This is a genomic window from Cellulomonas sp. SG140 (assembly GCF_025770785.1).
Taxonomy (GTDB): Bacteria; Actinomycetota; Actinomycetes; order Actinomycetales; family Cellulomonadaceae; genus Cellulomonas.
The window spans coordinates 64,419-79,111 of sequence record NZ_JANZLA010000010.1 but is presented as its reverse complement, the minus strand read 5'-3'; the positions used below and the strand labels follow the sequence as shown (position 1 = coordinate 79,111).

Below are 14,693 nucleotides of genomic sequence, written 5' to 3'. Positions count from 1 at the left end.
GGATGGTCGTTCTTCGTCGTGAGATCGGCGACGTGCTGCGGGACGCACGGCAGCGCCAGGGCCGCACCCTGCGTGAGGTGTCGTCCGCTGCTCGGGTCTCGCTCGGCTACCTCAGCGAGGTCGAGCGGGGGCAGAAGGAGGCGTCGTCGGAGCTGCTCTCGAGCATCTGCGACGCGCTCGACGTGCCGATGTCGCTGGTGCTGCGTGAGGTCAGCGACCGGATCGCCGTCGCCGAGGGCCTGCTGATCCCGGACACCGTCCCGGTGGACCTGGCGGCTGCCGTCGCCGGCCGCTCCTGGGACGGGCGCACCTGGGAGGCGTCGCGCGGGGAGCTCGCGCCCGTCGGCTGACCGTGCGCCGGCCGCGCTGCCGAGCCTGTGACGTGCGGTGGGCCGCGACCTGTGGGTCGCGGCCCTCCGTCGTGCTCGGCCCGGTCAGCCGGTCGCTCGCGGCTGCGCCTGGCAGCGTGGGCACCAGAACACCACCCGCTGGACGGGTGGTTGCCCGGCGGAGCCCACTGCGACGGGACCACCGCAGCGGGTGCACGGCCTGCCCGCGCGCCCGTGCACGCGCTCGTCCGGCCGTCCTGCCGCGACGGACCGCTGCATCAGCCGACGCGCCACCGCGAACAGGTGTTCCGGGTCGGCCACCTCGTCGGCGGGCGTCCACGGCCACACGCGGTCGGCGAACAGCGACTCGGCCATGAAGATGGTGCCGATCCCCGCCACGACACGCTGGTCGAGCAGCACCTCTGCCGCGGGACGGCCACCGGCCGCGTTCCACCGGCGCAGCAGCTCCGGGGCGTCGACCCGGTCCGCCAGGATGTCCGGTCCGAGGTGGCCGACCACCGCCTGCTCGTCACGGGTGCGCAGCACGTCGAGCATCCCGAGCAGGTAGCCGACCGCCGTGGTCTGCTCCGTGCCGAGAACCGCCCGCACGTCGGGGGAGCGCGCGGCGGCGCGGCTCGAACCGGTGGGCCACACCCGCCACGAACCGTCCATGCGCAGGTGCGTGTGCACCGTCGTGCCGTCGTCGAGACGCGTGAGCAGGTGCTTGCCGTGGGCGACGGTGCCGAGGACGGTCCGCCCGGTCAGGTCGAGGCCTCCGACGCCGGGCCAGTGCAGCTCCGTGCGGACGAGGACGCGGCCGGCCAGCGCCCGGTCGAGCAGCGCGGCCGTCCGCCGCAGCACGTCACCCTCGGGCACGGCGACGCCCGCGGGTCATGAGTCGGCCCGGAGCCGCAGGCCCCGTGGCGTCGGGGTGAAGCCCGCGCCGACCAGCGCGTCGGCCAAGGGGCTGTGCAGCGCTCCGCCGAGCACCTCGATGCCGTCGACGCGACCGATCGTCAACCGTCCGGTGCGCCCGGACCGCGCGGCCTCGGCGAGCGCCGTCGCCGCGGTGGCCAGCACCGCTCGGTCCTCGGCGAACGTCAGGGTTGTGCGGCCGCCGCGCTCGACGTAGAGCGTCAGCGCGCCGTCCACGAGGACGACGAGCGCCCCCGCCTTCCGCCCGGGGCGGTGTCGACCTGCGCCCTCCTCGGCAGGCCGCGACGGGCCCTCGGGCCAGCCGAGCGCCGCACCGTAGGGGTTCGCCGGATCCGTCGCGGCCAGGACGACGGCCACCGGCGGTGCGACGCCGTCCGTGTCGCCCCTGCCGCCGGGGAGCTGCCAGGGGAGAGCGGGGCCTGCGACGACGTCGCCCTCGTCGCGCCGGCGGGCCCGCTCGGCCGCCTGGTCGACGACCTGCGCGTCGGTCCGCAGGCGGTCCACCGCTCCGGGCAGGGCGAACTGGGAGCCCCCGAGGTGCTCGACGAAGTAGCCGCGCCGCACCTGGCCACCCTGCTCGAACGCGCTGAGCACCCGGTAGACGTCCCCGAACTGCCCGCTCAGTCCCTCCGAGGCGGCGACAGCCCTGGTCAGCACGCCGTGGCGGTCGAGCAGCTGGGCGGCGAGCGCGTGCGCGCGCAGGGTCGGGTCCGTCTCGCGAGGCGGCAGGAGCGACCAACGGCCACCCGCATGCGGTCCGACGGCGGCACCTGCGCCGTCGTCCCCGCCGGCCCACGCGCCGGCGGTCGACCCCAGCCGCGCGGCCGCGCGCAGACCGAGCCGTGGTCGCAGCGCCCGCCCTCGCGGCGTCGCCGGTCGCACGCGATGAGCGGTGCTCCCGGTGCCCAGCCAGGCCCGCAGCGGCGCCAGGCTGTCGTTGGTCACCCGCCCCGACCACACCAGGTCCCACAGCGCCTCGGCGACCTGTGCCTGAGACGGGACGGCGTCGCCGGACCAGGCGTCGTCGTCCGCCACCGCGGCGCGGACGCGCTGCGTGATCGCACCGAGGAACCACGCACCACCACCACTGAGCGCGTCCAGGACGTGCGTCCGCAGGCGGACCGCAGTCGCGTCCGTCGGGCCGGCGGACCCGTCCGGCAGCGCGGGCAGCGTCAGGTCCGCGACCGCAGCGGGGTGCAGCGACACGAGCCCGTCGTGACCGGCCAGCGCCCCGTGCCCCGCCCACACCACCTCACCGGCGGCGAGCAGCTCGTCGAGCATCGCGGGCCGGTAGTCCCGGACGCGGGCGGGCAGCACCCACGTCTCCAGCGCCGATGCCGGCACCACGGCGCCCGCGAGCTGCTCCACGGCCCTCGCGACGCCGTCGACGCCGTGCAGCCCGTTGCTCGCCGGGCTCCGCGAACCTCCTCCCGCCGGCAGCACGCCCTGCCAGCGCGGCAGGAACACCCCCAGCGCCTGCGGCGGAACGGGCTCGACGGCGGCACGGAGCGCCGCCAGCGAACGGCGCCGCAAGGTTCGCAGCACCTCGGCGTCGCAGAACTCGTCACCGGTGCCTCCCAGCACCTCGGGTCGCAGCCGGCCCTGCACCAGCACGCCGCGGCCCTCGAGGCGGCGCAGCGCCTCGGTCACCACCGCGACACCCAGACCGAAGCGCGTCGCGGCCTGCGCCGCGGGGAACGGGCCGTGGGTCCGCGCGTGCCGGCGCAGCAGGTCGCCGAGCGGGTCCGGCAGCACCTCGGTGAACACCTCGGGCACGCCGACGGGCAGGGCGACGCCGAGCGCGTCGCGCAGCCGCCCCGCGTCCTCGACGGCAGCCCACTGCTCCGCTTGGTCGGCCGGCAGGCCGCCGATGCGCACCCGGATCACCCGCCGTGCCCTCTCGAGCTCGCGGAGCCAGTCGGTGGCCTGCTCTCGGAGCTCCGGCTGGATCCGGGCCCGCACCTCGTCGAGCGGCAACGGGCCGAGACGGCGCAGCACGTCGGCGAGCTGCTCGAGGGTCGTGGCCTGCCGGTCCGGCGCGAGGGCGGCGAGCTCGGCCTCGGTCCGCTCGACCGCCTCCGGGTCCAGCAGGTCGGCGAGCTGCGACTGGCCGCCGGAGCCCAGAAGCTCGGCCAGCAGGGTGGGATCGAGGGTGAGCGCCGCTGCCCTGCGCTCGGCGAGCGGGGCGTCCCCGTCGTAGAGGAACTGGGCCGTGTACCCGAACATCAGCGACTGGGCGAACGGTGACGGGTGCGGCGTGGTCACCTCGAGGACCCGGACACGTCCCGCCTGGACGTCACGCATCAGGTCGGCGAGCGCGGTGGTGTCGAAGTCGTCCTGGAGGCACTCCCGTACGGCCTCGAGCAGGATCGGGAAGTCGGGGTACTGGGCCGCGACGGACAACAGCTGCGCCGCGCGGTGCCGCTGCTGCCACAGCGGCTGCCGCCGGTCCGGCCGCCGGCGGGGCAGCAGCAGCGCGCGGCCGGCAGCCTCCCGGAACCGGGCGCCGAACAGCGCGGAGCCGCCCAGCTCAGCCCGGACGGAGTCGACCACCTCGTCGGGCTCCAGCAGCAGGTCGTCGAGCCCGATGGCGGGTGCGTCGCCGACCGGTCGGTCGACCGGGTCGTCCAGGCCGATGTCGACGAGGTCCGGGAGGCGCAGCACGATCCCGTCGTCGGCGTGCATCACGGCCGCGTCGACGCCGTACCGCTCGCGCAGGCGGGCTCCGAGCACCACCGCCCAGGGTGCGTGCACCCGAGCGCCGTAGGGCGAGTGCAGCACGATGCGCCAGTCGCCGAGCTCGTCGCGGAACCGCTCGAGCACCAGCACTGTGTCGCTCGGGACCTCACCGGTCGCCTCGCGCTGCTCCTGCAGATAGGCCACGAGGTTGTCGGCGGCCCACGGGTCGAGGCCGGCGCCCTCGACGCGGGCCCGCGCACCCGACGCCGGCAGCGCCAGCACCTCGCGGACCCACGCCCCCATGGCGCGCCCGAGCTCGGCCGGCCTGCCGGGGGAGTCGCCCTTCCAGAACGGCAGCCTGCCCGGCAGCCCGGGGGCCGGCGTGACGACCACCCGGTCCGGGGTGATGTCCTCGATCCGCCACGTGCTGGAGCCCAGGGTGAACGTGTCGCCGACGCGCGACTCGTACACCATCTCCTCGTCCAGCTCGCCGACGCGCTTGCCGCCGCGCAGCCGACCACCGGTGCGCTCGGCGTCGACGGGCACCTCGGCGCTCGTCGAGCCGTCGGCCAGGAACACGCCGAAGAGCCCGCGGTCCGGGATCGTGCCGCCGCTGGTGACCGCGAGCCGAAGCGCGCCTGGTCGCGCGGTCAGCACGTCGCGGACGCGGTCCCACACCAGACGTGACCGCAGCTCGGCGAACTCCTCGCTCGGGTAGCGACCGGCGAGCATGTCGAGCACCGCCCGCAGCGTGGCGTCGCCGAGGCCGGCGAACGGTGCCGAGCGTCGGACCACCCGGGCGAGCTCGTCCACCGGCCAGTCCTCGACGGCGACCATCGCGACGACCTGCTGCGCGAGCACGTCCAGGGGGTTCGCCGGCACGGATAGCGCCTCGAGCTGGCCCGACCGCATCCGCTCGGCGGTCACCGCCGCCGGCACCAGCTCGCCCCGGAAGGTGGGGAACACGACCCCGTGCGACACCGCGCCCACCTGGTGACCGGCACGACCCACCCGCTGCAGCCCGCTGGCCACCGACGGTGGCGAGCCGACCTGCACCACCAGGTCGACGGCGCCCATGTCGATGCCGAGCTCGAGCGAGCTGGTCGCGACCACGGCCGGCAGCACGCCGGCCTTGAGCTCCGACTCCGTCCGGGTCCGCTCGGCACGGCTCATCGACCCGTGGTGCGCCCGCGCGAGGATCGTCGTCGCGTCGCGGGTGTCCACCCCGGCGGAGGTCCCCGACTGGCCCGGCACGGAGGCCGGCTGCAGCGCGCCCGGCGAGCCGAGCGGCACACCCTCGCGCTCCGCCCACACCTCGTTGATCCGGGCCGTCAGCCGCTCGGCGCCACGCCGCGAGTTGGTGAACACCAGCGTCGAACGATGCGCCGCGACGAGGTCGACCACGCGCTCCTCCACGTGCGGCCAGATCGACGCACGCGGCACCGGGTCGCCACCGAACCGGTTGCCCACCAGCTCGCCCGCGAGCTCGTCGGCGACCCCCGCTGAGCCGCTGGCGGGCCCGGTGTCGCGCGTCGGCGCCGCCGCGAGCTCCGCGAGGTCGGGGACCGGCACCACGACGTCGACCTCGATGCGCTTGACCGACGGTGGCTGCACGGTCACCACCCGACGCCCGCCGTCGTCGAGCGACCGCGCCCCCGCGAGGAACGCCGAGACCGCCTCGACCGGGCGCACGGTGGCGGACAGGCCGACCCGCTGGGCAGGACCAGGGCCGCCGGGGCGCTCCAGCAGCGCGTCCAGCCGTTCCAGGGACAGCGCGAGGTGCGCTCCGCGCTTCGTCCCCGCCACGGCGTGGATCTCGTCCACGATGACCGTCCGCACGCCGGCGAGACCCGCCCGTGCGGCCGACGTCAGGATCAGGTAGAGCGACTCCGGCGTCGTGATGAGGATGTCCGGCGGCCTCCGCGCGAACGAGCGCCGCTCCTCCGGCGGCGTGTCGCCGGTGCGCGTGCCGACCGCGACCTCCGGCAGGACGCGACCGAGGCGGGTCGCCGCCTGGCGGATGCCCACCAGCGGCGACCGCAGGTTCCTCTCGACGTCCGCCGCGAGGGCCTTCAGCGGCGAGACGTACAGCACGCGGCACCGCTCGACGGGGTCCTCCGGGGGCTCGGTGGTCAGCAGGCCGTCGAGCGCCCACAGGAACGCTGCCAGCGTCTTGCCGGAACCGGTCGGGGCGACGACGAGCGCGTGCTGACCGCCCGAGACGGCGTCCCAGGCACCGAGCTGCGCTGGTGTGGGCTCGGCGAACGCGCCCGCGAACCACGCACGGGTCGGCTCGGAGAAGCGGTCCAGCACCACGGGCCCATCATGGCGGGGGCCGCCGACACGTGCGCCCGGCGGGTGGCAGGCTGAGGCCGTGCGGTACCGCGAGTTCTGGGACCTTGTCGACGAGGTGCTGGGCCGCGCCCACGGCCGGGTGCTGGTCAGCGACCTGCGACTCGGCGAGCTGGGTGACCGCACGGGCGCCCAGGCGCTGGACGAGGGCGTGGAGCCGCGCGAGGTGTGGCACGCCCTGTGCGACGAGCTCGACGTGCCCGAGGCGCGCCGCTGGGGGTCGGACCGGCGCCGACCTGCCCCGCCGCGCCGCGCACGCGGGTGAGCACGGCCGGGCGTCGTCGACCGGCCTGGTGGCCCACCCCGGCCGACGTGGCGGACGCCGGCGTGTCGCTGGCCACCACGACGGTCGGGCTCGCGGCCGCGATCGCCGTCGTCTCGGGCGTGCGGACCTCCTCGCCCCTCGCGGTGCTGCTGACCGCGGTGGCGGTCGCGGTGGGTGCCCTCGTGGTCGCACCGCTGCTGCGGCCGGTGGCCCGGTTCGGCGGTGCCGGCGCCGCGCTCCTCGCCGGGGTCGCCGCTCAGCTGGCCGTCGCGTGGGCCGCTCTCGCGTACGTGCCCGGCATGCACGTCGAGTCCGGCTGGTCCGTCGTTCAGGTCCTGGTGCTCACCGGGCTGGTGATGGCCGCCGGGCGGTGGCTGTGGGCCGGACCGGGCAACGGCTACGTGGTCGACGGGGTGGTGCGGCGAGCCCGTCGCGCCGCGTCGGCGGCCGGTCGTCCGGCCGACGACCCCGACCGGCCTGCCGGTCTGCTCGTCGTCCAGCTGGACGGCGTCGCCGCCCCGGTGCTCGAGCAGGCGATGGAGGCGGGCCTCGCGCCGACGATGCAGCGGTGGGTCGTGGACGGGTCGCACCGGCTCGAACCGTGGTGGGCGCGGTTGCCGGCGACCACCCCGGCGAGCCAGGCCGGCCTGCTCTACGGCGACTCGAGCACGGTCCCGGCCTTCCGGTGGTGGGACCGGGAGCGCGGCCGGCTCGTCGTCGCCAACCATCCCGCGGACGCCGCGGCCATCGAGGCCGGGCTGGCCGGGCACGACGGCCTGCTCGCAGACGGGGGCGTCGCGGTCTCGACGATGTTCTCGGGCGCCGCCCCGACGGGTTTCCTGGTGATGAGCCGGACCCGGCGGCGGCGTGGCCTCGGGCCCGGCCAGGGCTACCTGCGGTTCTTCACCTCACCGTTCGTGCTGGTCCGGGCCCTGACCGTCACGCTCGGGGAGATGGCCAAGGAGCTCTACCAGGCGCGCCGCCAGCGGGAGCACGGCGTCCGTCCCCGGGTGTCCCGAGGGGGCTGGTACGTCCCGCTGCGCGCGCTGACCAACGTGCTGCTGCGGGACCTGATCACCTCGATCGTCGCCGAGTCGCTGGCGCGGGGTGTGCCGACCGTCTTCGTCGACCTCGTCGACTACGACGAGGTCGCCCACCACGCCGGCCCGACGAGGCCCGAGGCGTTGCGGGCCCTCGAGGGGTTGGACGGCGTGCTCGGCACGCTCGAGCGCGTGCTGGCGTGGGCGCCGCGGCGGTACCGCGTCGTGGTCCTGTCGGACCACGGCCAGTCGCTCGGCGCGACGTACGAGCAGGTCGAGGGGCGGTCGCTGCTCGACACGGTGCGCGAGCTGATGGCGGAGCCCGACGCACCCGGTGTGACGAGCGCCGGCGGCGAGGACTTCGGGCCGCTGACGATGCTGCTGACGCGCCTGGTCGGCCCGCCGCGTCGGGGCGGTGCCGTCGCGGGGCCCGACCGGGGGGCCGTCACCTCGGCGTCGAGCGCCGGTCCGCCCGAGGTCGTCGTCACCGGGTCGGGGAACCTCGGCCTGGTCTGGTTCCCGCGGCACGGCGGCCGCCTGACGCTCGAGGACCTGCAGGGGCTCTACCCGGGCCTCGTCGCCGGTCTCGCCGGACGCCCTGGTGTCGGCGTCGTGGTGGTGGACACCCGCGACCGCGGGCTGGTGGCGGTCGGGGAGGCGGGTGTCCGGCTGCTCGAGCCCGCGCGGGCCGGCTCGTCGGCCCTGGTCGACGGCACGGACCCGGTGCTCGGCCTCGGACCGCGCGCCGCCGAGGACCTGGCCCGGGCGGGCCGGCTGCCGGGCACCGGCGACCTGATGGTCGTGTCGGCAGTGACGCCCTCCGGTCAGGTGCACGCCTTCGAAGGTCAGGTCGGCTCGCACGGCGGCCTGGGCGGCGCACAGTCCTGGCCGTTCCTGCTGCACCCGGTGGAGTGGGCGGTCGACGAGAGCGACCGGACGGACGTGGGTGGCCGCCGAGTGCTGGTCGGCGCCGAGCTGGTGCACGCTCATCTCATGAGGTGGGCGCGGTCGGCAGGGGTGCGCCGATGACGCGGCCGGTACTCTCGACGACCCTCCCGGGACCGGGGGTCGTCCGTGTCACGTGGCTCGGGCACGCCAGCGCCGTGCTGGACGTCGCCGGGGTGCGCGTGCTGACCGACCCCCTGCTGCGGAGGCACGCCGGCCTGCTACGCCGACGTGGCGCTGCGCCGGCACCGGCGGTGTGGTCGGGAGCCGACGTCGTGCTCCTGTCGCACCTGCATCACGACCACGCCGAGCTCGGTTCGCTGCACCTGCTCGACGACGTCCCGGTGCTCACGGCTCCGGCCAACGCGCACTGGCTGCGTGACCACGAGGTACGCGGTGCCCTCGGCCTCGCGGAGGGCGTGTGGCTGAGCGTCGGCCCGCGTGGGTCGCACGCGCGCGGCGCGGTACCGGGAGCCGGCGTGGCCGTGTGCGCGGTGCCCGCCGTGCACGGGGACCGCCCGATGCCGCACCGTCCGAACGCGGCCAACGGGTTCGTGCTGGTCGCCGACGGGCTGCGCGTCTGGTTCCCCGGTGACACCGAGCCGTACGCGGAGATGGCGCGGCTGCCGGAGCTCGCCGGCGGCCCGATCGACCTCGCGCTGGTGCCGGTGGGCGGGTGGGGCCCGCGGCTGTCGGGTGGGCACATGGACCCGGTCCAGGCCGCGCGGGTCTGCGCCCTCGTCGGTGCTCGGCACGCGGTGCCGGTGCACTGGGGGACCTTGCACGCTCCCGTGTCGCGAAGGCTCCCTCCCGGCTGGATGGACCGCGCCGGTGCCGCGTTCGCGGCGGCCGTGGAGCGCGAGGCACCAGGTTGCCGCGCCCACGTCCTCGAGCCGGGGCAGCAGGTGGCCGTGCGCACGGTCGGCACGCGGTAGCCGCGACCACGTCGAGGCACGCCGTTCGGTGACCGGCGTGTCGCCCGGCGTCGAACACCTGTTCGGGTAGATTGTCTGCGGGCGATCAGCCGTCGAGCCGCCCTCAGCCCGCCCGGCACGCCTGCCGCGACGGGAGGTGAGGGGCCTCGACGGCCGTGTCGGTGGTCGGACATACGGTCGCCCACGACGAAGACCAGCCCCCGCAGGCGCAGCGCACGCTGCTCGAGACGACGAGGTGGGACCCATGCCCGCACCGCAGGACCGCGAGAAGGCCCTCGAGGCCGCACTCAGCCAGATCGACCGCCAGTTCGGCAAGGGGTCGATCATGCGCCTCGGCGACGAGGGGCGTGCCCCCGTCGAGGTGATCCCCACCGGCTCCATCGCTCTCGACGTGGCGCTGGGCATCGGCGGCCTCCCGCGCGGCCGCATCATCGAGATCTACGGCCCCGAGTCCTCCGGCAAGACGACGGTGGCGCTGCACGCCGTCGCGAACGCGCAGCGTGCCGGTGGAATCGCGGCGTTCATCGACGCCGAGCACGCGCTGGACCCGGAGTACGCCAAGAAGCTCGGCGTCGACACCGACGCCCTCCTGGTCTCGCAGCCGGACACCGGTGAGCAGGCGCTCGAGATCATGGACATGCTGATCCGCTCCGGTGCGATCGACATCGTCGTGGTCGACTCGGTCGCGGCGCTGGTGCCCAAGGCCGAGATCGAGGGCGAGATGGGGGACAGCCACGTCGGGCTCCAGGCCCGTCTGATGTCCCAGGCCCTCCGGAAGATCACCGGCGCGCTGAACTCCTCCGGGACCACGGCGATCTTCATCAACCAGCTCCGCGAGAAGATCGGCGTGTTCTTCGGCAGCCCGGAGACCACCACCGGAGGCAAGGCGCTGAAGTTCTACGCGTCCGTGCGCATGGACATCCGTCGGATCGAGACCCTCAAGGAGGGCTCGGACGCCGTGGGCAACCGCACCCGCGTGAAGATCGTCAAGAACAAGATGGCGCCGCCGTTCAAGCAGGCCGAGTTCGACATCCTCTACGGCGTCGGCATCTCCCGTGAGGGTGGCCTCATCGACATGGGCGTCGAGCACGGGTTCATCCGCAAGTCGGGCTCGTGGTTCACGTACGAGGGCGACCAGCTGGGCCAGGGCAAGGAGAACGCCCGGTCCTTCCTCCGGGACAACCCCGACCTCGCTGCCGAGATCGAGAAGAAGATCAAGGAGAAGCTCGGCGTCGGGGCGCGTGTGGACAACCCGGCCGAGAGCGCGCCGGTGGACTTCTGAGCATGCGGGACGCACGCCGCCGTCGGCCCGCCTCGGAACCACCTGAGGCGGGACCGGCGGCGGTGGATCGGGAGCCGGACCCCGAAGAGGTCGCCCGCGCCATCGCCCTGCGGCTGCTGACGGCCGCGCCGCGCAGCCGCGCCCAGCTCGCCGAGGCGATGGCGCGGCGGGACGTGCCCGCGGCCGTCGCGGAGCGCGTGCTCGATCGATTCACCGAGGTGGGGCTCGTGGACGACGCCGCGTACGCCGGCTCGTTGGTGCGCACCCGGCACGCCGAGCGCGGCCTGTCTCGCACGGCCCTCGCGAACGAGCTGCGTCGTAAGGGCATCGACCCGGTGACGGCCGCCACCGCGTTGGAGGAGGTCGGCGACGAGGACGAGGAGACGGCCGCCCGAGCGCTCGTCCTCCGCAAGCTGGCGGCCACCCGTGGCCTGGATCGCCAGACGCGCATCCGCCGCACGTACGGCACGCTCGGCCGTAAGGGGTACCCGCCGGGGCTGGTGGCGAAGCTGGTCCGCGACGCACTCGCCGACGAGGGCGCGGACGCTGGTGCCGACGAGGAGGGGTTCGGCACCGACGTCTGACGGGCCGGGCGGCCCGGAGGAGCGGGCCGCGCCTGCGGCCCTCGGGCGGCGGTCCGCCCCGGGGGCCGAGGAGCGTGGACAGGAGGTTCGCCCTGCTCAGCCTCTCGGCACGTGGCCCGACCGCGGCGCCGGTGCGTGACAATGTGGCACTGCCCCGAACGCCGGGCCGGCGCCCGGTGCCCGGCGCAGCCGGTGTCGGAGGACCAGCTGGGAGGCTTGGGTGGACGTCCCCTCGATCGTCACGGTCGTCGGACTGCTCGGTGCGTGCCTCGTGGCGCTCCTGCTGGTTCTGCTGGCTCGTCGGGAGGCCGAGGCGGTCCGTCGCGGCGCCCGTGAGGACGTCGTCCGGATGAAGGACGAGGCGCGCGCCCAGCTGGCCGACGCGGAGCGGCGTGAACGCCGCGTGACTGAGCGCGAGGAAGCCGTCGGGCGTGACCGCGAGGAGCTGGACGCGCTCCAGCGCACCCTGAGGGAGCGGGCCGACCGCCTCGACGCGGAGGAGCGGACGTCGGCGCGGGCGGTGGACGCCGCCGAGCGTGCGGCCGCGCGGACGATGGCGGATGCGGAACGCACCGTCGCACGCCGTCTGGCGGAGGCGCAGCAGCAGGCGCGCGCCGAGCTCGAGGCGGCGTCCGGCCTGACGGAGGAAGAGGCGCGGGCGGAGATCGTGCGCCGCGTGACGGACGAGGCGCTCCACGAGGCCGCGGCGGCGGTGCGCCGCGCCGAGGCGAGTGCACGCCGCACCGCTGAGGCGAAGGCCCGACGCGTGGTGACCACGGCCGTGCAACGGCTGGCGGTGCCGACCAGCTCGCAGGCGGCGATCACCGTGCTGCCGCTGCCCACGGACGACATGAAGGGCCGGATCATCGGCAAGGAAGGGCGCAACATCCGCTCGTTCGAGGCGCTGACGGGCGTGAACGTCCTGGTCGACGACGTGCCGGGTGCTGTCGTCCTGTCGTGCTTCGACGCCGGCCGCCGCGAGGTGGCGCAGGTGACGCTCGAGGCGCTCATGGCCGACGGCCGGATCCATCCGCAGCGGATCGAGGTGGCGTACGCCGAGGCGCTGGCGGGGGCGGACGAGCGGTCGGAGGCGGCCGGGGGTGAGGCGGCCGAGCGCGCGGGGGTGCGCGGCCTGCACCCCGAGCTGGTGTCCACGCTGGGGCGCCTGCGGCTGCGCACCTCCTACGGGCAGACGGTCCTGGAGCACCTCGTCGAGTGCGCCCAGCTGGCGGCAGCGATCGCCGCGGAGGTCGGCGCCGACGTCGAGGTGGCCCGTCGTGGTGCGCTGCTGCACGACGTGGGCAAGGCGCTGACCGCCGAGGTGCCCGGCACGCACGCGCTCGTCGGCGCCGACCTGGTCCGCCGTTGCGGGGAGAGCGAGGCCGTGGTCAACGCCGTCGCCGCGCACCACGACGAGGTGGCCCCGACCACGGTGGAGGCCGTGCTGGTCCAGGCGGCGGACGCCATCTCGGCAGCTCGTCCGGGAGCACGTCGTGAGGAGCTCGACCAGTACGTCGAGCGGATGGACCGTCTGGAGGCCTTGGTCGCCGCGCACCCGGGCGTCCGTCGGGCGCTGGCGATGGCTGCCGGGCGTGAGGTGCGCGTCGTCGTCGAGCCCTCCGAGGTGGACGACACCGCGCTGCCCGGCCTGGCGTCCGCGATCGCGAAGCAGATCGAGCAGGACCTGACGTACCCGGGCGAGGTCAAGGTGACGGTGGTCCGGGAGCTGCGCGCCAGCGCGACGGCGGGCTGACCTCGGCCCCGTCGTACCCTGGTCCGCGATGTCCACGACCCCGACGGCCGAGCGGGCCGCACGCACCTATCTGGTCAAGACCCTCGGCTGCCAGATGAACGTGCACGACTCCGAGCACATGTCCGGCCTGCTGGAAGCCGCAGGCTACGTGCGCGCCGACCCGCAGGCCGTCGCGGCCGAGGATGCGGACGTCGTCGTGATCAACACGTGCGCGGTGCGGGAGAACGCGGCGGACCGGCTGTACGGCAACCTCGGTCGGCTGGCAGCGGCCAAGCGCGCCCGGCCCGGCATGCAGATCGCGGTCGGCGGCTGCCTCGCGCAGAAGGACAGGGCCGGCATCGTCGAACGCGCCCCGTGGGTGGACGTGGTCTTCGGCACGCACAACCTCGACGTGCTGCCGGTGCTGCTCGAGCGGGCCCGCCACAACGAGCGGGCCGAGGTGGAGATCGCCGAGTCGCTGCAGGTGTTCCCCTCCACGCTGCCGACCCGTCGCGAGTCCGTCTACGCCGGCTGGGTCTCCATCAGCGTCGGCTGCAACAACACCTGCACGTTCTGCATCGTCCCGTCCCTGCGCGGCCGGGAGCGGGACCGCAGGCCGGGGGAGATCCTCGCGGAGGTGGAGGCCCTCGTCGAGCAGGGCGCCATCGAGGTGACCCTGCTCGGTCAGAACGTCAACTCCTACGGGGTCGAGTTCGGCGACCGCGGCGCTTTCGCCCGGCTGCTGCGCACGGTCGGTGCCGTCCCGGGCCTCGAGCGGCTGCGGTTCACGTCTCCGCACCCGGCGGCCTTCCGGGAGGACGTTATCGAGGCGATGGCGGCGACGCGCACCGTGATGCCGCAGCTGCACATGCCGCTGCAGTCCGGCTCGGACCGGGTGCTGCGCGCGATGCGACGGTCGTACCGGGCGGAGCGGTTCCTCGGCATCGTCGGCGCCGTCCGCGAGGCGATCCCGCACGCGGCGATCACCACGGACGTCATCGTGGGCTTCCCCGGCGAGACGGACGAGGACTTCGAGGCGACCTTGCGGGTGGTGGAGCAGGCGCGGTTCTCGTCGGCGTTCACGTTCCAGTACTCGCCCCGTCCCGGCACGCCGGCGGCGGACATGGGCGACCAGGTGCCCAAGGCGGTCGTGCAGGAGCGCTACGAGCGGCTCGTCGAGCTCCAGGAGCGCATCTCCCTCGAGGAGAACCGGACGCAGGTGGGCCGGGACGTCGACGTGCTGGTCGCGGAGGGGGAGGGGCGCAAGGACGGGCTGACCGCGCGCCTGTCGGGCCGTGCGGCGGACAACCGCCTGGTCCACCTCGCCGCGCCGGCCGATCTGCCGGACGAGGGCCGGCCGCGTCCCGGCGACCTGGTCCGCGTCCGCGTGACCCACGCGGCACCGCACCACCTCGTGGCAGACGGGGCGCTCGACGGCGGCCCGTTCGAGGTCCGGCGCACCCGTGCCGGCGACGCGTGGGCGGCACGGGGCGCGGACGACGACGCGCACGCCCACGCGCACGGGCCGGCGGCACCGACCGGTCCGGTGCTCCTGGGGCTCCCCGTCCGGATGCGCTGACCTGCCTCCCAGGCCGAAGGGCCCGGGGTCTTTCG

The 14,693-nt window shown here is 75.3% G+C and carries 10 protein-coding genes; 8 read left to right on the top strand and 2 right to left on the bottom strand.

Going from position 1 to position 14,693, the window contains the following annotated elements; translation table 11 throughout:
* Nucleotides 1-2: 2 nt before the first annotated feature.
* Nucleotides 3-350 (top strand): helix-turn-helix domain-containing protein, encoded by a 348-nt coding sequence (locus N0B34_RS16425; protein ID WP_263732351.1) that lies wholly within the window; start codon nt 3-5, stop codon nt 348-350.
* Between the two features lie 84 nt (nt 351-434).
* Here the strand turns inward: N0B34_RS16425 and N0B34_RS16420 are convergent, their stop codons facing one another.
* Nucleotides 435-1,205, bottom strand: coding sequence for a DNA-formamidopyrimidine glycosylase family protein (locus tag N0B34_RS16420; RefSeq protein ID WP_263732350.1), 771 nt, complete (start codon nt 1,203-1,205; stop codon nt 435-437).
* A gap of 15 nt (nt 1,206-1,220) precedes the next feature.
* Entirely contained in the window at nt 1,221-6,260 is a 5,040-nt protein-coding gene (locus N0B34_RS16415; protein WP_263732349.1) for a DEAD/DEAH box helicase, read from the bottom strand.
* 58 nt (nt 6,261-6,318) lie between these two features.
* On the opposite strand from N0B34_RS16415, the gene N0B34_RS16410 reads away from it, so the two are divergent.
* The 7 genes from N0B34_RS16410 (at nt 6,319) to miaB (ending at nt 14,658) form a co-directional block, all read left to right on the top strand.
* Nucleotides 6,319-6,561, top strand: a complete 243-nt coding sequence (locus N0B34_RS16410) for a DUF3046 domain-containing protein (RefSeq protein ID WP_263732348.1) — start codon at nt 6,319-6,321, stop codon at nt 6,559-6,561.
* Nucleotides 6,562-6,608: 47 nt separating this feature from the next.
* Nucleotides 6,609-8,630, top strand: coding sequence for an alkaline phosphatase family protein (locus N0B34_RS16405; protein ID WP_263732347.1), 2,022 nt, complete (start codon nt 6,609-6,611; stop codon nt 8,628-8,630).
* Nucleotides 8,627-9,481 carry an MBL fold metallo-hydrolase gene (locus N0B34_RS16400; RefSeq protein ID WP_263732346.1) on the top strand — a complete coding sequence of 285 codons (855 nt, stop codon included), beginning with the start codon at nt 8,627-8,629 and terminating at the stop codon, nt 9,479-9,481. Before N0B34_RS16405 ends, N0B34_RS16400 begins: the two co-directional genes overlap by 4 nt.
* Nucleotides 9,482-9,725: 244 nt before the next feature.
* The gene (recA, locus tag N0B34_RS16395) at nt 9,726-10,763 is read left to right on the top strand and encodes a recombinase RecA (RefSeq protein ID WP_263732345.1); all 1,038 of its coding nucleotides are present in this window, start codon (nt 9,726-9,728) and stop codon (nt 10,761-10,763) included.
* Nucleotides 10,764-10,825: 62 nt separating this feature from the next.
* A complete protein-coding gene (locus N0B34_RS16390; RefSeq protein ID WP_263732344.1) occupies nt 10,826-11,347 on the top strand; it encodes a regulatory protein RecX in 522 nt (173 codons plus the stop codon).
* Between the two features lie 220 nt (nt 11,348-11,567).
* Nucleotides 11,568-13,100, top strand: a complete 1,533-nt coding sequence (rny, locus tag N0B34_RS16385; RefSeq protein ID WP_263732343.1) for a ribonuclease Y — start codon at nt 11,568-11,570, stop codon at nt 13,098-13,100.
* A gap of 28 nt (nt 13,101-13,128) precedes the next feature.
* Nucleotides 13,129-14,658, top strand: coding sequence for a tRNA (N6-isopentenyl adenosine(37)-C2)-methylthiotransferase MiaB (gene miaB / locus N0B34_RS16380; protein WP_263732342.1), 1,530 nt, complete (start codon nt 13,129-13,131; stop codon nt 14,656-14,658).
* Nucleotides 14,659-14,693: the final 35 nt, after the last annotated feature.